This window comes from Streptomyces sp. NBC_01723, assembly GCF_036246005.1.
GTDB lineage: Bacteria > Actinomycetota > Actinomycetes > Streptomycetales > Streptomycetaceae > Streptomyces.
In genome coordinates this window covers 2,323,707-2,348,503 of record NZ_CP109171.1, presented here as the reverse complement: position 1 = coordinate 2,348,503, position 24,797 = coordinate 2,323,707, and the positions used below count along the sequence as shown (strand labels likewise).

Below are 24,797 nucleotides of genomic sequence, written 5' to 3'. Positions count from 1 at the left end.
AGCGCGGGGGTGGCCCCTCATCGTACGGACGACACTATCGTCCGCACATCGGGGCTGTCCGCAGGGATCGGGACGCTGATCACTACCCGCGCAGGAAACTCACGATTCCCTCAGACATCCCTTGCGCCGCCTTCTGGCGCCAAGTGCCGCTGGTCAGCAGCGCCACGTCCTTGTCGTCTCGCATGTTGCCGCACTCGATGAACACCTTGGGAACCGTTGACAGATTGAGACCGCCCAGGTCCGTGCGCGTGACCAGGCCGGTGCCGTCGCCGAGGTAGTTGGACGGCGCGCTGCCCGTGGCACGCAGGAAGTTGCCCGCGACGCGCTCGCCGAGGTCGGCGGAGGGCGCGACGATGGGGCGGGTGTCGGCGTCGCCGTCGTGCACGGCTCCCGGCAGGATCACGTGGAAGCCGCGGTTGCCGGCCCCCGACCCGTCGGCGTGGATCGAGATCGCGGCATCCGCGTCCGCCTCGTTGCCGATCCGGGCCCGCTCGTCCACGCAGGGGCCGTACGAACGGTCGCCGTCCTGCGTCAGTTTCACCGTGGCGCCCTGCTCCTCCAGCAGCGTGCGCAGCCGGTGGGCGACGTCGAGGGTGAACTTCGCCTCCGGATATCCCGCGTTGGTGGCGGTGCCCGTCGTGTCGCACTCCTTCCAGTGCGTGCCGACGTTCACCTTCCGGTTGATCTCGGACGTGTGCTGGAAGTTGCCCGGATTGTGCCCCGGGTCGATGACGACGACCTTCCCCTTGAGCGGCCCGGAGGCCCCGGCGGGCGCGGACTTGGAGGAGGACGCGGTCGGCTTCCCGCTCGCGGAGGGCGAGGATTCCGCGGGCTTCCTGGCGTCGTCGCTCGCGGAGGCCGCGCCTTCGGAGGGTGCCGCCGAGGACGTCCGCGCACCGGACGCGTCCCCACCGTCGTCGGAGCCGCCGACCGCCGCGTACACCCCCCACCCGAGCAACGCCCCGGGCACCAGCGCGGCGACCGCCACGGTCAGCGGGCGGCGCAGGGGGGAGCGACGGGGCCGGGGAGGTTCGAAATCGGGGCCTGTGTACGACACGTCAGCGACTCTAACCGTGCCCTCAGATCCCCGTACCCGTTCGCCGCAGGACGCGCAGCGAGTCGGTCACGGAGACCTCCGTGAAGGCGCCGGACGCGAGGGCCCTGAGGTAGACGCGGTACGGGGCCTGGCCGGTGAACTCGTCGGCCGGGTGGGGGAAGACGTCGTGGATGACGAGGAGGCCGCCGTCGGCCACGTGCGGTGCCCAGCCCTCGTAGTCCGCGTTCGCGTGCTCGTCGGTGTGTCCGCCGTCGACGAAGACCAGGCCGAGGGGGGAGTTCCAGAGGGCCGCGACCTGGGGCGAGCGGCCGACGAGGGCGACCACGTGCTCCTCCAGACCGGCCCGGTGCAGGGTGCGGCGGAAGGTGGGGAGGGTGTCCATCACGCCCAGCTCGGGATCGACCGTCTCCGGGTCGTGGTAGTCCCAGCCCGGCTGCTGCTCCTCGCTGCCCCGGTGGTGGTCGACGGTGAGCGCGGTGACCCCGGCCCGGCGGGCCGCGTCGGCGAGCAGGACGGTGGAGCGCCCGCAGTACGTGCCGACCTCCAGCAGCGGCAGCCCGAGCCCGCCCGCCTCCACGGCGGCGGCGTACAGCGCGCGGCCCTCGTGCACGGGCATGAACCCCTTGGCGGCCTCGAAGGCGGCCAGGGCGTCGGGGGCGGGCGGCGCGGACATGCGGGTCCTCTCGGTGACACGGGGCGCCGGGCGGCGGCGCGGTTCGGCGCCCATGCTGCCGTACTCCGTACCGGGGGTCGGGCGGGGGGTGCGGTGAGGGGGCGGGGGTGTGGGTCGGGCCGGGAGAACTCCGCCGAGCAGGTGGGGAGGGAGGGTGCGCGTGCGCCTGTGCGCCTGGAGAGGGGTGTCCCGGCGGGCCGGTGCGGGGGTGTCCGTGCCGGGTGCACCGTCTGCCGGGGGTGGGTGGGGAAGGGTGCGCGTGCGCCTGTGGGCCGGCCCGGAGAGGGGAGTCCCGGCGGGCCGGTGCGGGTGCGGTCCTCCCCGTCGCACCGCACCCCCTGCCGGACGTGCGGCAGGGGGTGCGGTGAGTGGTGACGGCGTGCGGGTCAGGCGTGGACCGTCTCGCCCGGCAGGGACAGGTCCAGGTCGACCTGGTGGTCGCCGCCGTGGGTCGCCGCGTGGGCGAGCGGGCCGTGTCCGGCGGCGCGGGCGGCCAGTACGTACGGGCCTCGCGCGGGCACGGCCAGGGCGTAGCCGCCGTCCCCGGCGGAGAGGGTCGCGCCCGCCTGCCGGCCGTGCCGGTCGATCAGCGTGACCTTGGCGCGGGCGACGGGGGCGCCGTCGGCGTCCAGCACCCGGCCCCGGAAGCCGCGCGGCGACTCACCGGCGACGGCCTCCCCGGCGAGCGCCTGCTCGGCGCGGGCCAGGTTCGCGTCCTCCTCGCTGCTCGCGCGCAGCTGCGTGGCCGTGGACGGGCGGCGGGGGAGGAAGAAGGCCAGTGCCAGGCCGACGGCGACCGCGGCGGTCGCGATCAGGAAGGAGACCCGGAAGCCGTGCATGGTGGGGACGGCGACGCCGCCCACGTCGTTCGAGGTGTTGGCGAGCACCATGCCGATCACGGCGCTCGACACCGACGTACCGATGGACCGCATCAGGGTGTTGAGGCCGTTGGCCGCGCCTGTCTCCGAGGCCGGGACCGCGCCGATGATCAGCGCCGGCAGCGAGGAGTAGGCGAGGCCGATGCCCGCGCCGATCAGCACCGAGGTGATGACGGTCTGCCAGGCGGCGTTCATCAGACCGAGGCCGCCGGCGTAGCCGATCCCGATGATCATCAGGCCGATGATCAGGGTGGTCCGGGGGCCGTAGCGGGCGGACAGCCGGGCGTAGACCGGCGCCGTGAACATCATCGTCAGGCCCAGCGGCGCCACGCACAGGCCCGCGACGACCATCGACTGCCCGAGGCCGTAGCCCGTCTCGGCGGGCAGCTGGAGGAGCTGCGGCAGGACCAGGGAGATGACGAAGAAGGAGACGCCGACCATGATCGAGGCGAGGTTGGTGAGCAGGACCTCGCGGCGGGCCGTGGTGCGCAGGTCGACCAGCGGGGCGGCGACGCGCAGCTCCATCAGGCCCCAGAGCAGCAGGACCACGACGGCGGCGGCGAACAGGCCGAGCGTGGAGGGCGACGACCAGCCCCAGTCGCTGCCCTTGGTGATCGGCAGGAGGAAGAGGATCAGACCGGCGGTCAGACCGGCCGCGCCCGGCAGGTCGAAGGAGCCCTTGGCGCGCAGCGGGGACTCCGGTACGACCAGCAGGGTCAGGGCGATGGAGAGCACGCCGAGGCCGGCGGCGCCGTAGAACAGGGTGTGCCAGTCGGTGTGCTGGGCGACCAGGGCCGCGGCGGGCAGCGCGAGGCCGCCGCCGACGCCGATCGAGGAGCTCATCAGCGCCATCGCCGAGCCGAGCCGCTCGCGGGGCAGGATGTCGCGCATCAGGCCGATGCCGAGGGGTATCGCGCCCATCGCGACGCCCTGGAGCGTGCGGCCGACGATCATCGGGAGCAGTGCGTCGGTGAACGCGCTGATCAGCGCGCCCACCACCATCACCGAGAGGCTGACGATCAGCATCCGGCGCTTGCCGAACAGGTCGCCGAGCCGGCCCATGATCGGCGTGGCCACGGCTCCGGACAGGAGCGTCGACGTCAGGACCCAGGTGGCGTTGCTGGGGCTGGTGTCCAGGAGCGCGGGCAGGTCCTTGATGACGGGGACGAGCAGGGTCTGCATCACCGCGACGACGATGCCCGCGAAGGCGAGCACCGGGACGGTGGCCCCGCTCGCACTCCGGGTGGGTTCGTCGGTCGTCGTGTGGGACATGGGGTGGGGCCTCCAGGCCGGGGGGCGTCGAAGTGCAGTGCGGTACCGCGGTGCGGGATGACTGCAGGATGAACCTCGTCAGCCAGGGCAACTATTCCGTTGCTTCGGGTCCCTAATGAATTCTTGACCTTCTCTTGGTCCTCGTCCAGGTCCGCGACGGCCTGGGTCCGTGGACCCAGGCCGGTCCGGGACCAAATTCCGATGTACGGGCCGGGCTGCCGTTGAGACCATGACACCCATGCCCGAAGCAACCAGTTCCCCCGTCTCCGCCACCGCCCGCACATCCACCCGCCGCACGCCCCCGACCTGGCTGGTCGTCGCCCTGGCCTGTGCCGGACAGTTCCTGGTCGTGCTCGACGTGTCCGTCGTCAACGTCGCCCTGCCGTCCATGCGCACCGACCTCGGGCTGAGCGCGCAGGGGCTCCAGTGGGTGGTCAACGCCTACGCCATCGCCTTCGCCGGGTTCATGCTGCTCGGTGGGCGGGCCGGTGACCTGTACGGGCGCAAGCGGATGTTCCTGGTCGGGCTCGGGCTGTTCACCCTGGCCTCACTGGGCGGCGGCCTGGCCCAGGAGGGCTGGCAGTTGCTGGCCGCGCGGGCCGTGCAGGGCCTGGGCGCGGCGGTGCTCGCGCCCTCGACGCTGACGATCCTGACGGCGGCGGTGCCGGAGGGGGCCGCGCGGGCCCGGGCGATCGCGACCTGGACTGCCGTGGGCGCCGGGGGCGGCGCCGCGGGCGGACTGGTGGGCGGCGCCCTGGTGGACGGGCTGTCCTGGCGCTGGGTGCTGCTGATCAACGTGCCGGTGGGCGCGGTCGTGCTGGCCGGCGCCGTGCTGTGGCTGACCGAGAGCCGGGGCGCGGCGCGGCGGCGCCTCGACCTGCCGGGCGCGCTGCTGGTCACCGTCGGACTGGCCACGCTCGCCTACGGCATCTCGCAGACCGAGTCCGAGGGCTGGACGGCGACGGCGACGCTGGTGCCGCTGCTCGCCGGCCTCGCGCTGCTCGGGCTGTTCCTCCTCGTCGAGGCGCGGACGGCGGCGCCGCTGATGCCGCTCGGGCTGCTGCGGCGGCGGTCGGTGGCGTCGGCGAACGTGGCGATGCTGGTGTCCGGCTCGTCGATGTTCTCGATGTGGTTCTTCATGACGCTGTACGCGCAGAACGTGCTGGGCTACACCCCGCTGGAGGCCGGTCTCGCGCTGGTGCCCAGCTCGCTGGCGGTGATCCTCGGGTCCAAGGCGGCGCCGCGCTTCATGCCGGTGCTCGGGGCGCGGAACGTGGCCGTGCTGGGCACGCTCGTGGCGGCGGCCGGCTTCGGCTGGCAGTCGACGATGACCGCGGACGGGGGCTTCCTGACGGCGATCATGATCCCCGGCGTGCTGATGATGCTGGGCGCGGGCATGGCGGCGACGCCCTTGGCCTCCCTGGCCATCTCCGGTGCGGCACCCGGCGACGCGGGGCTGGTCTCCGGCCTGGTCAACACGTCCCGCACGATGGGCGGTTCACTGGGCCTCGCGGTGATGTCCACGATCGCGGCGGCGAGGTCCGGGGGAGAGCACGCCGGCCCGGTGGCGCTCACGGACGGCTACGCCCTGGTCTTCCGCACGGGAACAGCGGTCCTGACCGCCGCCGCCCTCCTCATGTGGGCGTGGCTACCGGCCGGAAAGCCAAAGCCCGCCACGGCATGAGCGCCTCGGAGCGAGCGCCCCGAAGGGGCGCGGGGAACTGCGCGAGCAACCACCCACCGGCCCGCACTCGACGAACCACCCCGCCCCTGGGGCAGCCCTCACTCACACACCCCCCGGCCCTGGGACAGCCCTCACTCACACACCCCCCGGCCCTGGAGCAGCCCCCACTCACACCCACCCCTGCCGCCGAGCCTCGCGCAGCGCCTCCGTCCGGTTGCGCGTAGCCGTCTTGCCGATCGCCGCCGAGAGATAGTTGCGCACCGTGGACTCGGAGAGATGCAGGACCGCGGCGACGTCCGCGACGGTCGCCCCGTCCGCCGAGGCCCGCAGCACGTCGCACTCCCGGGCCGTGAGCGGGCTGGGCCCCGCACTGAGCGCGGCGGCGGCCAGTACGGGGTCCACGACCGTCTCACCGCCCAGCACCCGGCGGACGGCACCGGCCAGTTCCTCCACCGGACCGTCCTTCACCAGGAAACCGGCGGCGCCCGCCTCCATGGCCCGCCGCAGGTACCCGGGACGGCCGAACGTGGTCAGGATCAGCACCCGGCAGCCGGGCACCCGCTCCCTCAGCTCGGCGGCGGCGTCCAGGCCGCTGCGGCCCGGCAGTTCGATGTCGAGCAGGGCGACGTCCGGACGGTGCGCGAGCGCGGCGGCGACGATCTCGTCCCCGGCCGACACCTGCGCGACCACCTCGATGTCCTCCTCCATCCCGAGCAGCAGCGCGAGCGCGCCGCGCATCATGCCCTGGTCCTCGGCGAGGAGGACGCGGATGGGCCGGGGGCGGGGAGGCGTGTCGGTCACGGGGGAAGACTCGTCGGTCACGGGGCCAGGTTAGGGCGCCGACGCCCCCACCGGCCTCTCCTCCTGCGGAACCGGCAGTTCCGCCGTCACCGCGAAGCCGCCCCGGGGCTCCACGCCCGCGGTCAGCGAGCCGCCGGCCGTGAGGAGGCGTTCCGTCAGACCGGTCAGGCCGGTGCCCGGACCCCGGGTGGGGCCGGCGGCGCCCGTGCCGTTGTCCGTGACGGTGAGCCGGACCCGGTCCGCGCCGCCCGACACGGCGATCTCGCACCGGCTCGCCCCGCTGTGCCGTACGACGTTGGTGACCGCCTCCCGCACCACCCACCCCAGCAGCGCCTCGGCCTGCGGAGGCAGCGGCGGTCCCGAGCGGACGACCACCGGCTCCACGTCCGCCGCGGCCAGCGCCGAACGGGCCCGGTCCAGCTCGGTCCCCAGGCTGCCCTCCCGGTATCCGGTGACCGCCTCCCGGACCTCCGTCAGCGCCTGACGCCCGACCGCCTCGATGTCGCCGATCTGGGTCAGCGCGGCGTCCAGGTCGCGGTGCGCCAGCCGCCGGGCCGCCTCCGACTTGACCACGATCACGGACAGGGTGTGCCCGAGCAGATCGTGCAGGTCCCGGGAGAACCGCAGCCGCTCCTCCGCCACCGCCCGCGTCGCCAGTTCCTCCCGGGCCGCGCGCAGTTGCCGTACGGCGTCGGACAGGCTCAGGATCGCGGCCGTCACCATCGTGGACAGGAAGGTCCCGTAGGCGATGTTGAGGCCGGTCCAGCCGTCCTTGACGCCGGCCACGATCCCGGCCGCGGCGGCCAGCGTCCAGCCCCACCGGCCCAGCCACCGCCCGCGCAGCGCCGCGCCCGCCGCGAGGCCGAGCAGCGGGAAGAACAGCAGCCAGCTGCCGCCGTAGGCCAGGGACAGGGCGCAGGTCACCAGCGCCATGCCGGCCAGGGCCAGCCGGGTCGACGGCGCCTCGCGCCGCTCCTTGTCGAAGGAGCGGAAGGCCACGTAGATGTAGAGGGAGTTGAAGACCAGGAGACCCAGGCCGCCGATCCAGGGGTTCGACGTCCGTCCCTGGAAGATGTTGGCCAGGCTGCCCAGGCCCATCAGCAGCCAGGGCAGGAGCGCGAAACCGGTGGGCGGCGGACCGACCCGCTCCGGCAGCTCGCCCGCCTTCGCCGCCGCCACCGGCTCGGACTGCCGCGCCAGCTGCCACGCGTCCAGGCGGCACGAGACCCTGCGCAGCCACCCTCCGGTCCCGCTCATCGCCCTCGGCCCCTCTCCTCGGTCGTTCACGTGCTCAGCCGCGTTCCGTGCCGCGGCGGTAGGACAGGACGGCGTACGCCCCGAACGCCGGCAGCCATGCCGCCAGTACGAGAATCGCACCCGCCGGGGGCGCCTGCCCCGTGGCGACCGAGGTGCCCAGCTCGGCGAAGCGGTTGGTCGGGGTGTACGCCGACACCGCGCGCAGCCACTCCGGGAACAGCGCCAACGGGAACCACAGCCCGCCGAGGACCGCGAGCCCCAGGTTGGCCACCATGTTCGCCACCCCGGTGGTCTGCCCGGTCAGCCGGTAGCCGTTGCCGAGGCCCAGCAGCGTGAACGGGACCGACCCCAGCCACAGCAGCAGCGCCAGCGCCGCCCACTGCCACGCCTCCAGCCGTACGCCGTTGACCAGGCCGCCCGCGGCGAGGACGGCCATGATCGCGGGCAGCACCGTGACCGAGGCGGTCAGCGCGCGCCCCACCACCACCTGGTGCGGCGGCATCGGCGTCACCCGCAGCTGCCGCAGCCAGCCGATCGCCCGGTCCTCGGCGACCCCGCCGCCGGTGTTCAGGGCCGAGCCGACCGCGCCGTACGCCGCCATGCCGACCATCGCCCCGGTCTTCCAGTCGCCCGCGTCGCCGCCTCCGAGGTTGGTGAAGAGGAGGTACATGAGGACCGGCATGGCGATGCCGCCGATCACGAAGCCGGGGTCGCGCAGCGTGCGGCGCGTCTCCAGCCGCAGGTAGTCCCTCATCGCACCGGCTCCGTCTCCGTGGCGGTCTGCGCGGTGGTCTCCGCGGCCGTCGTCGTCAGGGCCAGGAAGGCGTCGTCCAGGGATGCCGGGGCGACCTCCAGGCCGCGGATCGCGCCCCGCTCGGCGAGGGCGATCACGGTCGCGTCGGAGTCGTCGGTGCGCAGCAGCGCCCGGTGCCCGCGGATCTCCAGCGCGCACACGCCGGGCAGCAGCGCCAGGTCGCCGGTGGCTCGGCCCGCCAGGTCGAAGGAGACGCGGCTGCCGCCCGCCGCCCGGCGCAGTTCGTCACCGGTGCCGTCCGCGACGATCCGCCCCCGGTCGAGGACCAGGATGCGGTCGGCGTGCGCCTCGGCCTCCTCCAGGTAGTGGGTGGAGAAGAGGACGGTGCTGCCACGCCGCGCGTAGGCCCGCATCGACTCCCAGAAGGTGTGCCGGGCCTCCACGTCCAGGGCCGCCGTGGGTTCGTCGAGGACCAGCAGGTCGGGGTTGCCTGCCAGCGCGACGGCGAACCGCACCCGCTGGGTCTGCCCGCCGGACAGCCGGTCCACGCGACGCCCGGCCAGCCGCTCGATCCCGGCCAGCTCCAGGGCCTGCCCGACCGGCATCGGCGCCGGGTAGCGGCCGGCCACGAAGGCGACCAGCTCGCCCACGGTGACCCGGGGCACCGCCCGCGCCTCCTGGAGCATGGCCCCCACCCGGCCCGCGCGCACCGCCCGCTCCGGCTCCCCGCCGAACAGCGCCACCGTGCCCGCGTCGGGCGGGCACAGGCCCAGCAGCAGCGCGATCGCCGTGGACTTGCCGGCGCCGTTGCGGCCGAGCAGCGCGACCGTCTCACCGCGCGCGATCTCCAGGTCCACGCCGTCCACGGCGCGCACATCGCCGTACGCCTTGGCCGCTCGCGTGAAGCAGACGGCGGACGCGGTGGCTTCTGTCGCTCTCATGCCGGTGACGCTACGGAGCCGGCGGGGGTGGGCGGCAGATGCGGTTGTCCGGAGTCCGGGAGGACAAATGTCCCGGCCGCCGGCGTCCCGTACGGTCGTGGCTGCCGGTCACCGTCCACATGCCTGGGAGGACCTGGGAGAAGGGGACAGCCATGCCCGTCGACGCGGCCACGGCACTCGCCGCACCGCCCCACGTCCGCGAACTCGCCTGGGACCACAAGGACGTCCAGCTCTACCACCTCGGGATCGGCGCGGGACTGCCCGCCACCGACCCCCGCGAGCTGCGCTACACCCTGGAGTCCCGGCTGCACGTGCTGCCGAGCTTCGCGACGGTGGCGGGGGGCGGACCCCCGGGGGTGATCGGCGCGCTGTCCAGGCCCGGCGTCGACGTCGACCTCGCCCGCGTCCTGCACGGCGGGCAGCGCCTGCTGACGCACCGGCCCGTCCCGGTGCGCGGCCGGGCGAGCGCGGCCTCGCGCGTCGTCGCCGTGTACGACAAGGGCACGGCGGCCGTCCTCGTGCTGCGCACCGACGTCACCGGCGCGGACGGGCCGCTGTGGACCGACGAGGCCGAGATCTTCGTCCGCGGGGAGGGCGGCTGGGGCGGCGAGCGGGGGCCGTCCGGGCGCCCCGGACCGCCGCCGGACACGGAGCCCGATCAGGTCGCCGACCTTCCGGTACGCGAGGACCTGGCCCTGCTCTACCGCCTCAGCGGTGACTGGAACCCGCTGCACGCCGACCCGGAGTTCGCCGCGCGCGCCGGCTTCGAGCGGCCCGTCCTGCACGGGCTGTGCACCTACGGCTCCACGCTCAAGTCGGTGGTCGACACGCTGCTGGACGGTGACGTGACCCGGGTGCGCGAGTACCGCACGCGGTTCGCCGGGGTGGTGTACCCGGGGGAGACGCTGCGGGTGCGGATGTGGCGGCCGGTGGTGCCGGACGGCGGCCGCTCGGTGCGCGTGGCGGTGAGCGCCGTCGAGCGGGACGACGCCCCGGTCCTCGCCGACACCGTCGTCCGGTACGAGTGACGACGACGGCCCCGTCCGTCGGAGTGACGCACGGGGCCGTAGCCGCTTGCCTGCTTCTCTACCGCGTGTGTGTCGTGCCTCGGCGTGCCGTCAGGCCGCCGTCCCGGACTCCTCGGACGGCTTGCGGTGACGGCCCCGCGGGGTCGCCGCGGCCTCCTGGCTGGAGACCGGTCCGCGGTGCTTGCCGTGGCCGGTGTCGGTCTCGGAAACGTCGGCACCGGCGGCCTGCATCGGCTGGGTCGTGCTGGCGTCGTTCATCGGAAGGAATTCACCCCGTCAACATGATCTTTCGTACAGCCGGGCGAGTGTAACCGGCACCCCTCGACCCGAATCCAGGCGGCCGCGCCAACCGGCACTACTTCGTTACAAGCCGTGCCAGCGGGGCCTGTTGAAGGGGTACGGGGCGGGGTGGAGGGGGTGTCTGTTCATCCTTTTCGTCCGGCTTTCCGTCCGGCTCGGCGGGCCGGTCCGGAGCCGCGTCCCCCGTATCGCCGGCGCCTCCCGCGTCGCCGGTGCCCCCCGCTTCCCCCGGGGCCAGCCGCGCCACCCCGCACGGCAGTTCCGGGGTGGAGCACGGAAGCCGCAGCTCCCCGTCCGCCGTCCACAGCCCCGCCCCCGTCAACCACCCCTCGGGCGCCGGAAGGTGGCGCACCCGACGCTCGGCCGGCCGCCACACCCCGACCCAGCTGCCGAACGGGCCGTCCACGCGCAGCGCCACCGCGCACCGCTCCGGCGTCAGTGTCTGCCCAGGCTGGATCGCGACCGGCGTCACCACGCAGTCCGGCAGCCGCAGGCACTCCGGAAAGCGCACCGGCAGCGTGCTGCCCAGCACTCCCCAGCCGAGCCGGTCCCGCCCCGGCGAGGGCGCGTCCGAACGGATCAGCACCAGTCCGCTGTCGGGGTCGGCCAGCAGTATGCGGTCGTCGCTCTCGGGGGCGATCTGCAGCAGCGGCGACACCTCTCCGTCCCGCTCCAGGTCCACCGCGACCGCCTTCACGCGCCCGCCGGTCTCCCGGTCCAGGGCGAGTATCCGGCCCGCGCGGTCCAGCCAGACACCGCCCGAGCAGCGGCCGGGGATCTCGGCCAGCCGCTCCGGCCCGAAGGCGCCGCCCACGACCTGCCACAGCACCGTCGCCCGCGGACCGACGGCGAGCGCGTACGCCCGCTCGCCGCCCGGCACCGGCGGGAGCAGCCGCAGCCCGGTGGTGTCCGGCGGGCACTCCACCGCGCCGAGGGGCAGCTCACCGGTGCCCGGGCCGGTCGGGTACAGCAGCGAGAAGTGGTGCCGTCCGGCAGCGACGCGGTGCACCAGGACCCGCCCGTCGGCCATCGGCTGCACCTCCGTGCCGGGCTCCTCGGGCTGGTTGCCGGGCAGCGGCACCGCGTACGGCTCGGGGCCGTCCAGGGTCCAGCGCTCCGGGTACCAGGACTCCCCGCGCCGGGCGAGACGCGCGGCGTAGGCGCCTTCCGCGGTGATGCTGCAGCCCGCCCGCGGGGCCCCGCTGTTCCCGGACTCCGCCGAAGGCTCGATCGCACAGGCCGTCATCGTTCGGTCACCTCCGGCGACGAAGCTAGTTTTCGCACGCGCGGGCGGGGGACCGGCTGCCGTCCCCATCACACGTACGTGTGTCACAGGAACGATTCACCTGAGGGGAGGGAGGGGTGTGTGCTGTGCCGGACCGGGTCGGCGGCGAGGGCCGCGGCGGGTACCGGCGACGGGTACAAGGGCACAGAACCTCCAGGTAGCCTTGGCTTCGTGCCCCGTCTGTCAGAAGTCATCGCCGCGCTGGAGAACCTGTGGCCCGCCGAGCGGGCCGAGTCCTGGGACGCGGTCGGTACTGTCGTGGGCGAGCCCGACCAGGAGGTCTCCCGGGTCCTGTTCGCCGTCGACCCCGTCCAGGAGATCGTCGACGAGGCCGTGAAGCTCGGCGTCGACCTGCTCGTCACCCACCACCCGCTCTATCTGCGGGGGACGACGACGGTCGCCGCCTCCACCTTCAAGGGCCGCGTGGTGCACACGCTCATCAAGAACGACATCGCCCTGCACGTCGCCCACACCAACGCCGACACCGCCGACCCGGGCGTCTCCGACGCGCTGGCCGGCGCGCTCGACCTGCGCGTCGTACGGCCCCTGGTGCCGGACCCGACCGACCCCGAGGGCCGCCGCGGCCTGGGCAGGGTGTGCGAACTGGAGCATCCGCTGACCGTTCGCGAGTTCGCCGCCCGCGCCGCCGAGCGGCTGCCCGCCACCGCGCAGGGCCTGCGCGTCGCCGGCGACCCGGAGGCGACCGTCCGCGCGGTCGCCGTCAGCGGCGGCTCCGGCGACAGCCTCTTCGACCACGTGCGGGCGGCCGGCGTCGACGCCTTCCTCACCGCGGACCTCCGCCACCACCCCGCCGCAGAGTTCATGGCGGATCGCGCCCAAAGTCCCCTCGCGCTGCTCGACGCGGCGCACTGGGCCACCGAGTGGCCCTGGTGCGAGCTGGCCGCGGCCCAGCTCGACGAGATCTCCGACCGCAACGGCTGGGACCTCAGGGTCCACGTCTCGAAGACGGTCACCGACCCCTGGACCGCCCACGCGGCGTCCGCCCCGACCTCCAACACAATGGGAGCCCCCAACTGAAAGCCGAGCCCGCCGACCAGATCCGCCTCCTCGACGTGCAGGGCCTCGACGTCCGGCTCCAGCAGCTCGCGCACAAGCGCCGGTCGCTGCCCGAGCACGCCGAGATCGAGTCGCTGACCAAGGACCTCACCCAGCTGCGCGACCTGCTCGTGGCCGCGCAGACCGAGGAGAGCGACTGCGCCCGCGAGCAGACCAAGGCCGAGCAGGACGTGGACCAGGTGCGTCAGCGCGCCACCCGCGACCAGCAGCGCCTGGACTCCGGCGCCGTCACCTCCCCGAAGGACCTGGAGAACCTCCAGCGTGAGATCGCCTCGCTCGCCAAGCGGCAGGGCGACCTGGAGGACGTCGTCCTGGAGGTGATGGAGCGCCGCGAGTCCGCGCAGGAGCGGGTCGCCGAGCTGACCGAGCGGGTCGGCGCGGTCCAGGGGAAGATCGACGACGCCACCGCGCGCCGGGACGCGGCCGTCGAGGAACTGGACGGCGAGGCGGCCTCGGTGACCAAGGAGCGCGAGGTCATCGTCGGCTCGGTCCCCGACGACCTGCTGAAGCTCTACGACAAGCTGCGCGAGCAGCAGGGCGGCGTCGGCGCGGCCAAGCTGTACCAGCGCAGCTGCCAGGGGTGCCGCCAGGAGCTGGCGATCACCGAGCTGAGCGAGATCCGCTCGACGGCGCCCGACACCGTCGTACGCTGCGAGAACTGCCGTCGCATCCTGGTGCGCACGGCCGACTCCGGGCTGTAGGGGCCGGTTCGGTGGCGGCTTCGGTGGAAGCTTCGGCGGCCGGTCGGGTGCGGGAGTTCGTCGTCGAGGCCGACGGCGGGTCGCGGGGCAACCCGGGGCCCGCGGGCTACGGCGCGGTGGTGCGGGACGCGGCGACCGGGGAGACTCTCGTCGAGGTCGCCGAGCACCTCGGGGTCGTCACGAACAACGTGGCCGAGTACCGGGGGCTGCTGGCCGGACTGCGTGCGGCGAGGGAGCTGGACCCCGACGCGCGCGTGCACGTACGGATGGACTCCAAGCTCGTCGTGGAGCAGATGTCGGGCCGCTGGAAGATCAAGCACCCCGACATGAAGCCGCTGGCGGCCGAGGCGGCGCGGGTCTTCCCGCCGGGCCGCGTGACGTACGAGTGGATCCCCCGCGCGGACAACAAGCACGCCGACCGCCTGGCCAACGAGGCGATGGACGCGAGCGCGCGCGGTGAGCAGTGGTCACCGGCCGAGTCGACGGCGGAACTGGACGCGGGGGGCGCCGCCGGACGCCGGGCGGTGACCGCCCGCACGGCCGGTGCCGCCATCGGTGAGCGGGTCGCCCAGGCGGCTCGCACCGGTGCCGAGGTCGACGCCGACACCGACGCCGGCGCGGACGTCGATACCGGCGCGGACGCCGACACCGGCGCGGACGCCGACACCGACGCCGATACCGGCGAAGACGCCGACATGCGCGCCGCCAAGACCGTCGCGTCCCCCGGCTGGGGACCCCCCGACATGGGCGCCCCCGCCACCTTCGTACTGCTGCGGCACGGTGAGACGCCCCTGACCCCGCAGAAGCGGTTCTCCGGCAGCGGTGGCAGCGACCCGTCGCTGTCGTCCGTCGGCCGGGAGCAGGCCGAGAGGGTGGCCGCGAGCCTGGCCCGGCGCGGCACGGTCCAGGCGGTCGTCGCCTCACCCCTGGCCCGCACCCGTGAGACCGCCGGCATCGTGGCCGCCCGCCTCGGCCTGGAGGTGACCATCGAGGAGGGCCTGCGGGAGACCGACTTCGGCGCCTGGGAAGGACTCACCTTCGGCGAGGTGCGCGAGCGGTACCCCGCCGACCTGGACGCCTGGCTGTCCTCCCCGGACGCCCGGCCGACCGGCGGCGGCGAGAGCTTCGCGGCGACCGGCGAGCGCGTCGCCGCCACCCGCGACAGGCTGGTCCCGGCCTACGCGGGCCGCACCGTGCTGCTGGTCTCGCACGTGACGCCGATCAAGACGTTCCTGCGGCTCGCCCTGGGCGCCCCGCCGGAGTCGCTGTTCCGGATGGAGCTGTCCGCGGCCTCGCTGTCGGCGGTCGCGTACTACGCCGACGGCGGCGCGAGCGTCCGCCTGTTCAACGAGACGTCCCACCTGCGCTGAGCGCCGCCGCCGCACGGGCCAGCGCCTCCACGCGGCCCCAGTCACGGTCGGCCACGGCGTCCTTCGGCAGCATCCAACTGCCCCCGACGCAGCCGACGTTGGGCAGCGCCAGGTACTCCGGTGCGGAGCCGGGACCGATGCCGCCGGTCGGGCAGAAACGGGCCTGCGGCAGGGGCGCGGCGAGCGCCTTCAGGTAGGCGGTGCCGCCCGCCGCCTCGGCCGGGAAGAACTTCATCTCCCGCACCCCGCGCTCCAGCAGCGCCACCACCTCCGAGGTGGTCGACACCCCCGGCAGGAAGGGCACCCCGGACGCCCGCATCGCGTCCAGCAGGACGTCCGTCCACCCGGGACTGACCAGGAACCGCGCCCCCGCCGCGACGACCTCGCCGACCTGGTCCGGCGTGATGACGGTGCCCGCGCCGACCACGGCGCCCGGCACCTCGTCGGCGATGGCGCGGATCGCGTCCACCGCCACCGGCGTCCGCAGCGTCACCTCGATCGCGGGCAGCCCGCCGGCGACGAGCGCCCGGGCGAGCGGTACGGCGTCGGCGAGGTCGTCGACGACCACGACGGGCACGACGGGGGCGAGGTCCAGCACCGAGGTGGCGGGGGAGGAGGGCAGCGGAGAACTCATGACCTCATCGTGCCGCCGCAACGCACGACGCGCAACGCGCTTTGCGGTATGCGCAACGACAGCGGGGACCGCCCTGCCGGAACGTCAGTGGATCTCGTCCACCAGCACGTCCAGCGACCACGGCCGCCCCGCCTTCGCGGGTGCCTCGGCCTCCACCTCGTAGCCCAGGTCCCGCAGCGCCTCCACCAGCTCCGCCGGACCGCCCGGCGCGGTCCCGGAGGTCAGCAGGCTCCGCACGATCCGCCCCTTGGTCGCCTTGTTGAAGTGGCTGACCACCTTCCGGGTCGGCGCGTGCAGCACCCGTACGGTCGCCGTCCGCCCGGCGACCTCGCCCTTCGGCTTCCAGGCCGCCGCGTACGCCGACGAGCGCAGGTCCAGGACCAGCCGCTCCCCGGCCGCCTCGGGCAGCACCTCGGCCATCGGCGCCCGCCAGTACGCGCCCAGCGCGCCGAGCCCCGGCAGCCTGACGCCCATCGAGCACCGGTAGGAGGGGATCCGGTCGGTCACCCGCACGGCACCCCACAACCCGGAGAACACCAGCAGCGAACGGGCCGCCCGCCGCTTGGCCGCCGCGTCGAGCGAGGCCAGGTCCAGCGCGTCGTACAGCACACCGGTGTAGATCTCCCCGGCCGGCCGGGCCCCCGCCGTCAGCAGCTCCACGTTCTTGGCGACCTCGCCGCGCAGCCCCTCACTCAGCCCCAGCACCTCGCGCGCCTTCTCCTCGTCCCCGGCGCACAGGTCGACGAGTTCGCCGAGGACGGCCTCGCGGGCCGGGGTCAGCCCCGGCAGCGACAACGCGTCGGTCTTCAGCGGGGCACCCCGGCCGGAGGCGGCCTTCCCCTCGGACGGCGGCAGCAGGACAAGCACAGGCACTCCTTCGATCCAAGCTCCCGGTCAGGGTACGGCGTGCCCCTCCCGCGCCTGGTTGACGGCCCGTACGAGGCCGCCGGCGTCGTCGGCGTGGCAGCGCACCACGCGGACCTCGTGCCGCCGCCCGAGGAAGGTGACGTGGGTGACGGGCTCGGCGAGTTCGACGGTCACCGACGTCTGCGCGCCCACGGCGAGGTTCAGCTCGCCGTCCCTCGGCTCGTGCGTCGCGCGCAGTTCGCGGCGGACCGCGGCGATCCGCTCCAGCGGTATCCGTACGTCGACGTGCACGGCCCGGCGGATCCGCAGCGTGCCCGCGCCCGGGTCGAGGACGTGCGGGCGGACCACGGACGCGGCGTGCAGCCCGATGACGAAGACGACGGTGTACACGTCCAGGACGAGCACCACGTGGTGCACCGTGGGCCAGTCGCGCAGCAGCACGGACATCCCCACGGACTCGACCACGCAGACGAACGCGAAACCGAACATCATCGCGCCCTGCCCCCGCGCGTACCCGAAGGCGGCCGAGCCGTCCGCCGTCCCGTGGGTCCGCCGGGTCATCCACAGCCACAGGCTCGCCAGCAGCCGCAGCTCGTGCCGGACCAGCAGGTACGGGACCGAGGTGAGGGAGGAGCCCGTCATGACCGCCGCCCCCTCGACACGATCTCCATGGCCTGCCGGATCGCCTCCGCCTGCCCCGGCGCGAAGTCCGCGTACAGGGCACGCAGGATGCTGTGGTCGAAGTCGAGGTCGACGCCCTCCTCGGGCACCAGGTCCGCCGGCATGGCCTCGGCGAGCACCCCGGCAGCCTCCGCCACCCTCGGATCGTCGGCGCCGACGTCCACCAGCTCGTCGAGCAGCGCGTAAGCCCTGTGGGCCCGCGCCACCGCCTCCGGCGACCCCAGCGCGCCGCGCAGCGAGGCCACCAGCCCGGCCCGCTCCTCCGGGGGCACCGTGCTCTCCAGCGTCGCCAGCATCTCGCGGTCCCGTACGGCCATGGGGGAACCGGAGACGTCCCCCATCCCCGCGAACAGCTCGGCCAGCTCCGGCGAGACCGGCCCCTCGGGCGGCAGCCCGCCCTCCGACGCCAGCAGGGCCCGCAGCCGCGTCCGGCGCTCCCGGATCGCCGCCTCCTGCCGCGCCAGGTCCGCGTCCAGTTCCTCCAGCACCTCGGCCAGCTCCTTCCCGGCCTCGTCCGCGAGCACGTCCCGCACCTCGGCGAGCCCGAGCCCCAGCTCGGCCAGCCGCCGGATCCGGGCCAGCACGACGACGTGCCGCAGCGTGTACGACCGGTACCCGTTGGCCAGCCGTTCCGGCTCGGGCAGCAGCCCCTGGTGGTGGTAGTGCCGCACGGTCCGCGTGGTGACGCCGACGGTGTCGGCGAGTTCTCCGATCCGCATGACCCCAGTAGAAACGTTGACGTTGCGACAGGGTCAAGCGAGCGGCGCGGCCGGCTCGCACCGGACACCGGTGGACCGCCTCTGGTCCGTACGACCCGGAGTGGGGACGGACTGGCCGCCCTCGCCGGCCCCGGCGTGGTCTGCACGGCGATCGCCTTCGTCGCCTTCCTTGAGCTGATCAAGGAGGCCGGTCCGACCCGCGCGACGGTCATCACGTACGTCGACCCGGCGGTCGCGGTGACGGCGGGCGCCGTCTTCCTGGAGGAGCGCCTGGCGCCGACCGTCCTCGCCGCGTTCGTCCTGATCCTGACGGGCCCGGTCCTGGCGACGGCGGCCACGACGGCCACTGGAGCGAGCCGCCGCACCCGCCCGGTACCATGGTCGACACGGCAGACGAGCCGGGCGGGCGGCCGCGTGGAGTCCCTCACGGGACTTCCCGAGGAACGTCCGGGCTCCACAGGGCAGGGTGATGGCTAACGGCCACCCGGGGTGACCCGCGGGACAGTGCCACAGAAAGCAGACCGCCGGGGACTTCGGCCCCCGGTAAGGGTGAAACGGTGGTGTAAGAGACCACCAGTGCCCAGGGTGACCTGGGCAGCTAGGTAAACCCCACCCGGAGCAAGGTCAAGAGGAGCGCCGTAACACGCGCTCTGCGCGGACGATCGAGGGCTGCCCGCCCGAGTCCGCGGGTAGACCGCTGGAGGCCGGTGGCAACACCGGCCCTAGATGGATGGCCGTCGCCGGAGGGCCCGCGAGGACCCTCCGGAACAGAACCCGGCGTATAGCCCTGCTCGTCTGCCGCTCTTTATTTCTGCAGGTCAGAGGCCATGTTTTTTGGCTAAACAAACTCTCGGGGTCGAATCCGGGTCGAATCTGGGCCGTGCGGGTGAGTGACATCGTGGATGTGTACGCCGAGTATCGTCGCTCCGGTCCGACTCGTATGGGGCAAGTGGGGCAATATCGGCGTCATGTCGCGTGCAGAACGCAGTCGGAGGCTGGTGGGTAGTGGGTCTGGACGCTTCCGAGGCAGCGGAAAGTATGGTCCGGTGTGTCTTCCTGTGTGGCGCGCACTGGCATGGCGGGGCAGGCGGGATTGAGCTGTCCCTAGTTTCGTGGGTCAACGAAGTTGAGCGGTTCAAGGTGTCCTCGGGCTCGGCGGGTGGTAACGCAGCGTGTGCGTAGCCGCTGGTTAGCAGGGTTCCGGAAGCCGTGCGCATGATTACTCAGGACCACGAGCGCCTCATAACGGGGCCGACAGACCCGTCACCGACCGTGATAGCACGTCAGCGACAAGAGCCAGGCGCACCGCTCAAGAGCGAAGAGCCAGCAACGACACGGCTGTGGCCTCCCGCCGGGCATCCTGGGCGGGACGCTCAACGGCGGCTCGGCCGTCCTGGCGACGCACGAACTGGACAGCGCACAGTTCTGCGCCGTTGACCGCGCCCGCACGTCGGCGGCCGAGTTCGGGATCGACTCGAATGACGGACTCGAGACCGAGCGACCTGGATCGACATCAGCGTAGAAGCCCCGTAAGCGCCGCACTCACGGGGCTTCTACGATGCGCGAGTCAGCCCCTGACTCGAGTGCCTACACCCGCAGTCGAGCTACTCGGCATTAATCTTCTCCGCCGTGGGGGAAGCCCGACACCGACGCCAGGAACTGTGCTGACGTGAAGTAGGGATTGTTCGTGCCACCGAGCACCTCGATAAGGATCGCTTCCTCGTCGCACTCCATGACTCGGTACTGGTCACCTGCCCGGAGCGCGAGGCCCTTGCCGTCCTCGCCGTCGGACACGACGTCGAAGACCTGGCCCTTCGTCGAGCACGGGGCGTTCCGCTTCTTGGCCGCAGCCTTGGCGGCCCTGAATACGTTCTTCCCGCCAGCTTCAGCACCCCGGCCGATGGCCCACCCGCCCACGGCAGTGACGACGGCCAGCGCCCCGGGGCCGCCCACCTTCTTCGCCAGCGTCGTCATCATCTGGTATCCCCCCAGATTGCCCACCCATACCTCCTCGTTGGCCGCGCATCAGGGGCAATCTTATGGAAGGTGGCCATCGACATGTCCATTATTGGCCGGGTACGGCGTGCAGTTCACGAAGATGCGGAACGCCGTGATGGACGCCGGCCAGATCGGCATGGCGCTGCTGACTGCGTGCATCGCGCAGGAGCGGCTGCGGGACCTGCTCGCCCTCGCCCGCACCGGGCCGACCGCGAGCGCGTCGGCCACCTGTGTTGGAAGGTCCTCACCTGGTACGCGGACTCCGAGGTCCGCCAGCTCGCGGTCACTCTCGACTGCTCGTGGCCCAAGATCTCGGCGTTTCATCGCGACCGGCCACTGCTACGCCACCAGCGAGGGCGTCAACCGGATGATCAAGCTATGCGCGCGGAATACGAACGGCTTCCGGAACCCGGCCAACCAGCGGCTACGCACACGCTGCGTCACCACCCGCCGAGCCCGAGGGCACCTCGCACCGCTCAACTTCGTTGACCCAGTTTCGTAGAGTCCGCGGACTGGGTCAGCTCAACGGTCGAGCGCACGAGAATAATCATCGACACCCCGTCAACGACGGTGCGTTGAGTGTCAGCTGGCCCGGATTGACTGTAGAGGCAAGGTGCATTACTGGCCGGGTACGGCGTGCTCGTTGGGTGCTCTCCGTAAATGATCTTAAAGGCTTGGGGTGCAGTCCGCGCTGCCGTGCGACGGATTGCGGATCGGAGGACCAGCGCAGCTATCGACTGTGGCGCGGACGGATGCTCAGCAGCCCGCAAAAAGCGGAGCCCACGTCAGTAGAATTCCGCTGGCCTCCGCGAGCGACCTCCATCTGGGGTCGTCCGGCTGCTTCTCCAGGACCAGCACAGGGCGTATCTGCCCAAAGGTCCTAACACGTTGGAGCTGGTGGGCGTAGTCGAGGACCTGGCCAATTCCCAGCCGAATCTGCTGATCCTCGCTCGCGCCGGTCAGGCTCTTGACCTCAGCGATGAACACGTCGTCGCCGCGCGACCAGCCCGCGTCGAACCTCGGAGCGTGGCGAGCATGCCCGCGAAGCTCGATCTGCTGTCGAGCAAGGTGCTCGACCAGTGCTGTGACAGTTGCTTCGTGTGCTCTCGTGCCCTTGTCGAGCTGATCAAGGTCGAGCGCAAGTGCACCAGCTTCGTGCTGACCGACGCTCCGTCGCCGGAGTGGGCCGCCGAGGATGCCATCCCCAGTCTGAGGCAGTACGAGGACTCGGTCACTGCCGCTCTCAGCTTGTCGCAGCTCTCGACAACGTGCGGGAAATCGTCCGAGGAGGTCCGCGAAGCCGTCCGCGTCCACGACACACACGTGGTAGCCCCGGTCGCGCTCCCACGCTGCACGCACGAGCTTCTGGCTGTACTCCCGGCGTGCGTCGGTCACAACCTGGCTTGCGAGATCACCATGAACCACGACAGTGATCTTGCGTGAGAAGTCTGGTTTCCACCCCGCCCCGAGCCTCAGGGCAATCTCGATGCAGTGTTTTCGGATGGTCCACTCGCCGTCGATGAGCACTTTGCCGGTGAAGCAGAGTGTCTGTCCTCTGAGCGAGCGAACCCAGCCATCGCAGAGCCTGCCGTCCATGATCCCCCTCTTCTGCCTCATGATTCTGACGTGTCTCCGGTGCCGTCTGGCGTCGGTCGTGGAACCCGTGCTGCCCTGACCTACTGGTCAACTTCGGGGTCCTGTGCTTTGGCCTGCATGCACGGATCCCGGAGTCTTCGGTCAACGGCCCGGCTCATGAGGCGCTGAGTGTCTCCGCCACATAGTCATCGTCGATGTCGGGTTCTGTGGACAGTCCGGCTGCATCGGTCAGGTCTGGGTCGAGGTGCTCTGTGCTCCCTTCCACGGCGGCCTCCGTGGTTTCCTCGCCTGGGCTCTCGTCGCGATCAGCTAGAACAGGGAGGACGTACGCCTGGGCCAGTCCCGCCAAATGAAGTGGCAATGGGAGAGACAGTGCTGAGACGTAGTCCGGTGCCTGGCGCAGCTGGTGCATGGCGAGGGCGAGTGCCTCGGCGTCGTCGGCCTGGCCCGGTACTGGGGCACCCGGGTCGGTGTCCTCGTGGCAACCCAGTACCGCGATCTCCATCAGAGTTGGGTTCCAGGCGCTGGTGCCTGCCTGCGAGGTGAGGTTGCCTGCCGCGTTGACCCTGGTGGCGAGCCGGTCGAGGGAGGGTGAGACCGGGTGGCTTGCGGGGCGTTCTGTGGTGCTGTAGAAGATTCGCTCGCTCACGGGTTCTCCATGGTCCTGGCTGGGAGTCTGCTTCCAGAAACCGGCCGGTTGACCATGGGGATTGCCAGGGTCAGCCAGTCCCCACCACTGGGCGCTCTCGCGTCCGCCGCACCCGCGTACACGGACGAGCCGGAGCTCGTCGTCGAGACGGCCGGCGGGGGCGTGACCGGTCCTGATCAGGTCACGTTCGATGCGTCCGTCCTGGAGCCACGGCCAGTGAAGCCTGCTGTTCTGCGCATGGGTGATCAGGACGGTGGGCTGCCCGCGCAGGGAGTGCAGGACGCGCTGGAGGAAGGCCGCGGTCTCCTTGCGCTGCTGGGTGAGGTTGGTACGCCACTGCTTGCCGGTGACTCGGGGCGCGCTGATGTGCGGGCCATCGGTCGAAGGCTCGGGCTCCGCGAATCCTTCGGGGTCTATCTCGGCCTGCTTCACCAGACCTAGGAGGAAACGTGGGTAGGAGACCCACTCCCCCGTACTGTCGTCCCAGCCGCGTACGGACGCGATGCCTTCCCCATCCGGCAGCGGGGTGACCAGGACGGCCACGGGCAGGTGCTTTGGCAGCCGGGTCGGGCCATCCTTGCGGCGCTTCACCATCCACACAGCCGCGTATTGCAGTGCGTCGGGGAGGTCGTCGCCGAGGGTGTGCTGGGGCAGGACACGGACGCCGAGCTGGCGCAGTCCGTCAAGCCAGGAACTGTGCGTGCGGTGATCGATATCTTCCGCGTTGTCGATCTGACGGTCGGTGGACGGGGTCACGACGAACTGGGTCAGCAGCCCGGCGTCGGCGCACCCGAGACGGACAGCGAACTTTGGGTCCGTCGATGTGGGACGGAAAGTGCTTCGGTGCGCGATCTCCACCAGGGCAAGGCCCGGCCGGGAGGGGACAACACCGTCCGCGTGAAGCCAGGCATGCAAGGCGCGGCGACGTTCGGCGACGGCCGATGCGAGGGCTGCACCCCTTGCCTTGACGACGGGATCGGGTACAAGCCGGTCACCAAGCCCATCGGCGAGGGGCAAGCAGCGCAGGCGGAGGGTAAGTTCAGCCGTCCGCCATTCGAGGACGATCGGTGACCCAGGCCTGGCCTCGTCGAAGTCCTGATCCGTGACGTGTGCGACGGAGACACCGCCGTCGCCATCGAGTCCCAGGACCTCGGCAAACTGTGCCACCGCCTCCTTGCGTACCTCAGGCGACTGCCACAGCAGCCGGGCTTCCACCACGGGCGGGGCATCCTGGTGCGGACCGTGGCCGTCGATCCGGGCCTGCGTGGCGAGTGCCACGCGCCGGGCCTGGCCCTCGGCTTTCTTGATTTCGTCGGTCCTCTTCTTAGGCCGCCGGTTCTCCGGTGCGGCGATGCCCTTGCCGCGTCCCCGTGTCAGATCGGGCACCCGGACCAACGTCTCGGGAAGGGCCTGTTCGGCCCATTCGGTCAGCTGGGCCCGCTGGTTGGGCATGAAGCCGACGCCGATCTCGTGCTTGCCCATTCGGGTGCTGTGGACAACGGCGCCGCGGACTCCGCCCTCGCCGATCCAGGAGACCGGCTCGGTAAGGAGTTGTTCGGGGTCGGGGAAATTGCCGGCGAGGCTGAGTCCGCGCAGGATGCCGGCGGTGTCGTTCTCTGACCAGACGAAGGTATCGGCGGCCCGGTCGCGACGCAGCCGGGCGACGGCGTAGCGTTCGGTGGCTGGTGCTCCGGGGAGCCAAGGGATGGTGGGACGGAGGTAGGCCGTAGTGGCCTCACGGTAGGACAGGTTAAGGCGCTTGGTCGTGGCCCGCGGGTGGGTGGCCCAGCGTCGTACGCCCCAGTGCAGGTGGAGGCGCGGCCTGGGGTCGAACGGTGTGGTGTGCAATGAGATGTTCAGGACGACGGAGAACCACCATTCCTTCCGTTTGACGGTCCGGCACAGGGGTTGCGACATGAGCTCAGCGCCCTGGTCCCGCGGCCCCCGGGGCAGAGCACGGAAGCGCAGCTGTCCGCCCTCGAACGGGTAGGCGCCGAGGGCCAGGATGCGGCGTGCCAGTGCGTCGGTGGCGAGCTGGAACTGCCTTGGTTCGGGGGCCGCGGTGCCGCCCGCGGTGGTCGGGGTGGTGAGCAGTTCGACGCCGGCGACGGGTTGCCACGTGGGCAGGTTCCGCTTCAGGTCGGCGCTGCTGGCGAGTAGAAGCGAGCGAAATCCGGGGTCCTGTGCGGCGCCCTTGGGACCCAGTGTGCGCAGCCAGGCATCAAGGAGCTGTTGCAGCGAACGGCCCGGCAGCGGATCAGGGACCGAGGCGGGTACGTACATCCAGAAGTCCTCGGCTACCTGCGGACCCGGCTCGACGGGCGTCCGGGGCCGGGGGCGGACGATCACGTCAGGGGCGAGGGTCTGGAGGACACCATCGAACCGGCGGGTGGGTAGAGTCAGCAGCTGCTTCTCCTCGTCCCGCCCGTGGTTGTGCAGATCGAGGAGTCCGGCGTGCCAGTGTTCGGGGAAGGCTAGCGCGCGGAAGTCCTCAGTCCAGGGAGCGCTGTCTTCGGCGAGGTGGTACGCGGATCGGCGGGTATTTTTGTACATGTCGGTTCTCCCTGCGAAGTCG

The 24,797-nt window shown here is 72.2% G+C and carries 20 protein-coding genes, 1 other RNA gene and 3 pseudogenes; 7 read left to right on the top strand and 17 right to left on the bottom strand.

Annotation, left to right across the window (positions count from 1 at the left end):
* Positions 1–82: 82 nt before the first annotated feature.
* The 3 genes from OIE75_RS11005 to OIE75_RS10995 form a co-directional block, all read right to left on the bottom strand.
* On the bottom strand, positions 83–1,057 hold the full coding sequence (locus OIE75_RS11005; RefSeq protein WP_329470553.1) for an N-acetylmuramoyl-L-alanine amidase: 975 nt from the start codon (positions 1,055–1,057) through the stop codon (positions 83–85).
* Between the two features lie 22 nt (positions 1,058–1,079).
* Positions 1,080–1,730: a class I SAM-dependent methyltransferase gene (locus OIE75_RS11000; RefSeq protein ID WP_307017879.1), complete on the bottom strand. Its 651-nt coding sequence runs from the start codon at positions 1,728–1,730 to the stop codon at positions 1,080–1,082.
* A gap of 386 nt (positions 1,731–2,116) precedes the next feature.
* Positions 2,117–3,880, bottom strand: coding sequence for an MFS transporter (locus OIE75_RS10995; protein WP_307011685.1), 1,764 nt, complete (start codon positions 3,878–3,880; stop codon positions 2,117–2,119).
* 229 nt (positions 3,881–4,109) lie between these two features.
* Here OIE75_RS10995 and OIE75_RS10990 point away from each other — a divergent pair, with 229 nt between their 5' ends.
* Positions 4,110–5,564, top strand: coding sequence for an MFS transporter (locus OIE75_RS10990; RefSeq protein WP_393562601.1), 1,455 nt, complete (start codon positions 4,110–4,112; stop codon positions 5,562–5,564).
* A 168-nt stretch (positions 5,565–5,732) separates the two neighbouring features.
* Here the strand turns inward: OIE75_RS10990 and OIE75_RS10985 are convergent, their stop codons facing one another.
* From OIE75_RS10985 to OIE75_RS41425, 5 genes and pseudogenes are all read right to left on the bottom strand, one after another.
* The gene (locus OIE75_RS10985; RefSeq protein WP_329473966.1) at positions 5,733–6,365 is read right to left on the bottom strand and encodes a response regulator transcription factor; all 633 of its coding nucleotides are present in this window, start codon (positions 6,363–6,365) and stop codon (positions 5,733–5,735) included.
* A gap of 30 nt (positions 6,366–6,395) precedes the next feature.
* On the bottom strand, positions 6,396–7,622 hold the full coding sequence (locus OIE75_RS10980) for a sensor histidine kinase (RefSeq protein ID WP_329470549.1): 1,227 nt from the start codon (positions 7,620–7,622) through the stop codon (positions 6,396–6,398).
* A 34-nt stretch (positions 7,623–7,656) separates the two neighbouring features.
* Entirely contained in the window at positions 7,657–8,376 is a 720-nt protein-coding gene (locus OIE75_RS10975) for an ABC transporter permease (protein ID WP_307011679.1), read from the bottom strand.
* A 263-nt stretch (positions 8,377–8,639) separates the two neighbouring features.
* Positions 8,640–8,738: pseudogene (locus OIE75_RS41430) on the bottom strand (ABC transporter ATP-binding protein); the annotation flags it as partial.
* A gap of 15 nt (positions 8,739–8,753) precedes the next feature.
* Positions 8,754–9,317: pseudogene (locus OIE75_RS41425) on the bottom strand (ABC transporter ATP-binding protein); the annotation flags it as partial.
* Between the two features lie 152 nt (positions 9,318–9,469).
* Between OIE75_RS41425 and OIE75_RS10965 the strand changes: the two are divergent.
* Positions 9,470–10,345 (top strand): MaoC family dehydratase, encoded by an 876-nt coding sequence (locus tag OIE75_RS10965; protein WP_329470545.1) that lies wholly within the window; start codon positions 9,470–9,472, stop codon positions 10,343–10,345.
* Positions 10,346–10,435: 90 nt separating this feature from the next.
* Here the strand turns inward: OIE75_RS10965 and OIE75_RS10960 are convergent, their stop codons facing one another.
* Both OIE75_RS10960 and OIE75_RS10955 read right to left on the bottom strand, forming a co-directional pair.
* Positions 10,436–10,603, bottom strand: a complete 168-nt coding sequence (locus OIE75_RS10960; RefSeq protein ID WP_202544860.1) for a hypothetical protein — start codon at positions 10,601–10,603, stop codon at positions 10,436–10,438.
* 97 nt (positions 10,604–10,700) lie between these two features.
* Positions 10,701–11,891, bottom strand: coding sequence for a hypothetical protein (locus OIE75_RS10955; protein ID WP_329470543.1), 1,191 nt, complete (start codon positions 11,889–11,891; stop codon positions 10,701–10,703).
* 210 nt (positions 11,892–12,101) lie between these two features.
* Here OIE75_RS10955 and OIE75_RS10950 point away from each other — a divergent pair, with 210 nt between their 5' ends.
* Genes OIE75_RS10950 through OIE75_RS10940 form a run of 3 tightly spaced genes read left to right on the top strand, consistent with a single transcriptional unit; the run spans position 12,102 to position 15,078 of the window.
* A complete protein-coding gene (locus OIE75_RS10950) occupies positions 12,102–12,968 on the top strand; it encodes a Nif3-like dinuclear metal center hexameric protein (protein WP_329470540.1) in 867 nt (288 codons plus the stop codon).
* Entirely contained in the window at positions 12,965–13,708 is a 744-nt protein-coding gene (locus OIE75_RS10945) for a zinc ribbon domain-containing protein (RefSeq protein WP_307017875.1), read from the top strand. The genes OIE75_RS10950 and OIE75_RS10945 overlap by 4 nt, the downstream gene beginning before the upstream one ends.
* 47 nt (positions 13,709–13,755) lie before the next feature.
* Positions 13,756–15,078 (top strand): bifunctional RNase H/acid phosphatase, encoded by a 1,323-nt coding sequence (locus tag OIE75_RS10940; protein WP_329473965.1) that lies wholly within the window; start codon positions 13,756–13,758, stop codon positions 15,076–15,078.
* Here the strand turns inward: OIE75_RS10940 and eda are convergent.
* From eda to OIE75_RS10920, 4 genes are all read right to left on the bottom strand, one after another.
* Positions 15,053–15,712 carry a bifunctional 4-hydroxy-2-oxoglutarate aldolase/2-dehydro-3-deoxy-phosphogluconate aldolase gene (gene eda, locus OIE75_RS10935; RefSeq protein WP_329470539.1) on the bottom strand — a complete coding sequence of 220 codons (660 nt, stop codon included), beginning with the start codon at positions 15,710–15,712 and terminating at the stop codon, positions 15,053–15,055. The two genes, OIE75_RS10940 and eda, sit on opposite strands and share 26 nt — an antisense overlap.
* Positions 15,713–15,796: 84 nt before the next feature.
* Positions 15,797–16,579 (bottom strand): peroxide stress protein YaaA, encoded by a 783-nt coding sequence (gene yaaA, locus OIE75_RS10930; protein ID WP_329470538.1) that lies wholly within the window; start codon positions 16,577–16,579, stop codon positions 15,797–15,799.
* A gap of 27 nt (positions 16,580–16,606) precedes the next feature.
* Positions 16,607–17,221 (bottom strand): hypothetical protein, encoded by a 615-nt coding sequence (locus tag OIE75_RS10925; RefSeq protein ID WP_329470537.1) that lies wholly within the window; start codon positions 17,219–17,221, stop codon positions 16,607–16,609.
* A complete protein-coding gene (locus OIE75_RS10920) occupies positions 17,218–17,979 on the bottom strand; it encodes a MerR family transcriptional regulator (protein ID WP_329470535.1) in 762 nt (253 codons plus the stop codon). Before OIE75_RS10920 ends, OIE75_RS10925 begins: the two co-directional genes overlap by 4 nt.
* Between OIE75_RS10920 and OIE75_RS41420 the strand changes: the two are divergent.
* Both OIE75_RS41420 and rnpB read left to right on the top strand, forming a co-directional pair.
* Positions 17,914–18,294: pseudogene (locus tag OIE75_RS41420) on the top strand (EamA family transporter); the annotation flags it as partial. The gene OIE75_RS10920 and the pseudogene OIE75_RS41420 overlap by 66 nt on opposite strands.
* A 79-nt stretch (positions 18,295–18,373) precedes the next feature.
* An RNA gene (gene rnpB, locus OIE75_RS10915) (RNase P RNA component class A) lies at positions 18,374–18,777 on the top strand.
* An 816-nt stretch (positions 18,778–19,593) separates the two neighbouring features.
* On the opposite strand, the gene OIE75_RS10910 is transcribed toward rnpB, so the two are convergent.
* The 3 genes from OIE75_RS10910 to OIE75_RS10900 all read right to left on the bottom strand — a co-directional run bounded on the left by OIE75_RS10910 (position 19,594) and on the right by OIE75_RS10900 (position 24,775).
* Positions 19,594–19,980, bottom strand: a complete 387-nt coding sequence (locus tag OIE75_RS10910) for a hypothetical protein (RefSeq protein ID WP_062647838.1) — start codon at positions 19,978–19,980, stop codon at positions 19,594–19,596.
* Positions 19,981–20,733: 753 nt separating this feature from the next.
* Entirely contained in the window at positions 20,734–21,594 is an 861-nt protein-coding gene (locus tag OIE75_RS10905; protein ID WP_329470534.1) for a BRCT domain-containing protein, read from the bottom strand.
* A 133-nt stretch (positions 21,595–21,727) separates the two neighbouring features.
* Positions 21,728–24,775: a pPIWI_RE module domain-containing protein gene (locus OIE75_RS10900; RefSeq protein WP_329470533.1), complete on the bottom strand. Its 3,048-nt coding sequence runs from the start codon at positions 24,773–24,775 to the stop codon at positions 21,728–21,730.
* Positions 24,776–24,797 lie beyond the last annotated feature (22 nt).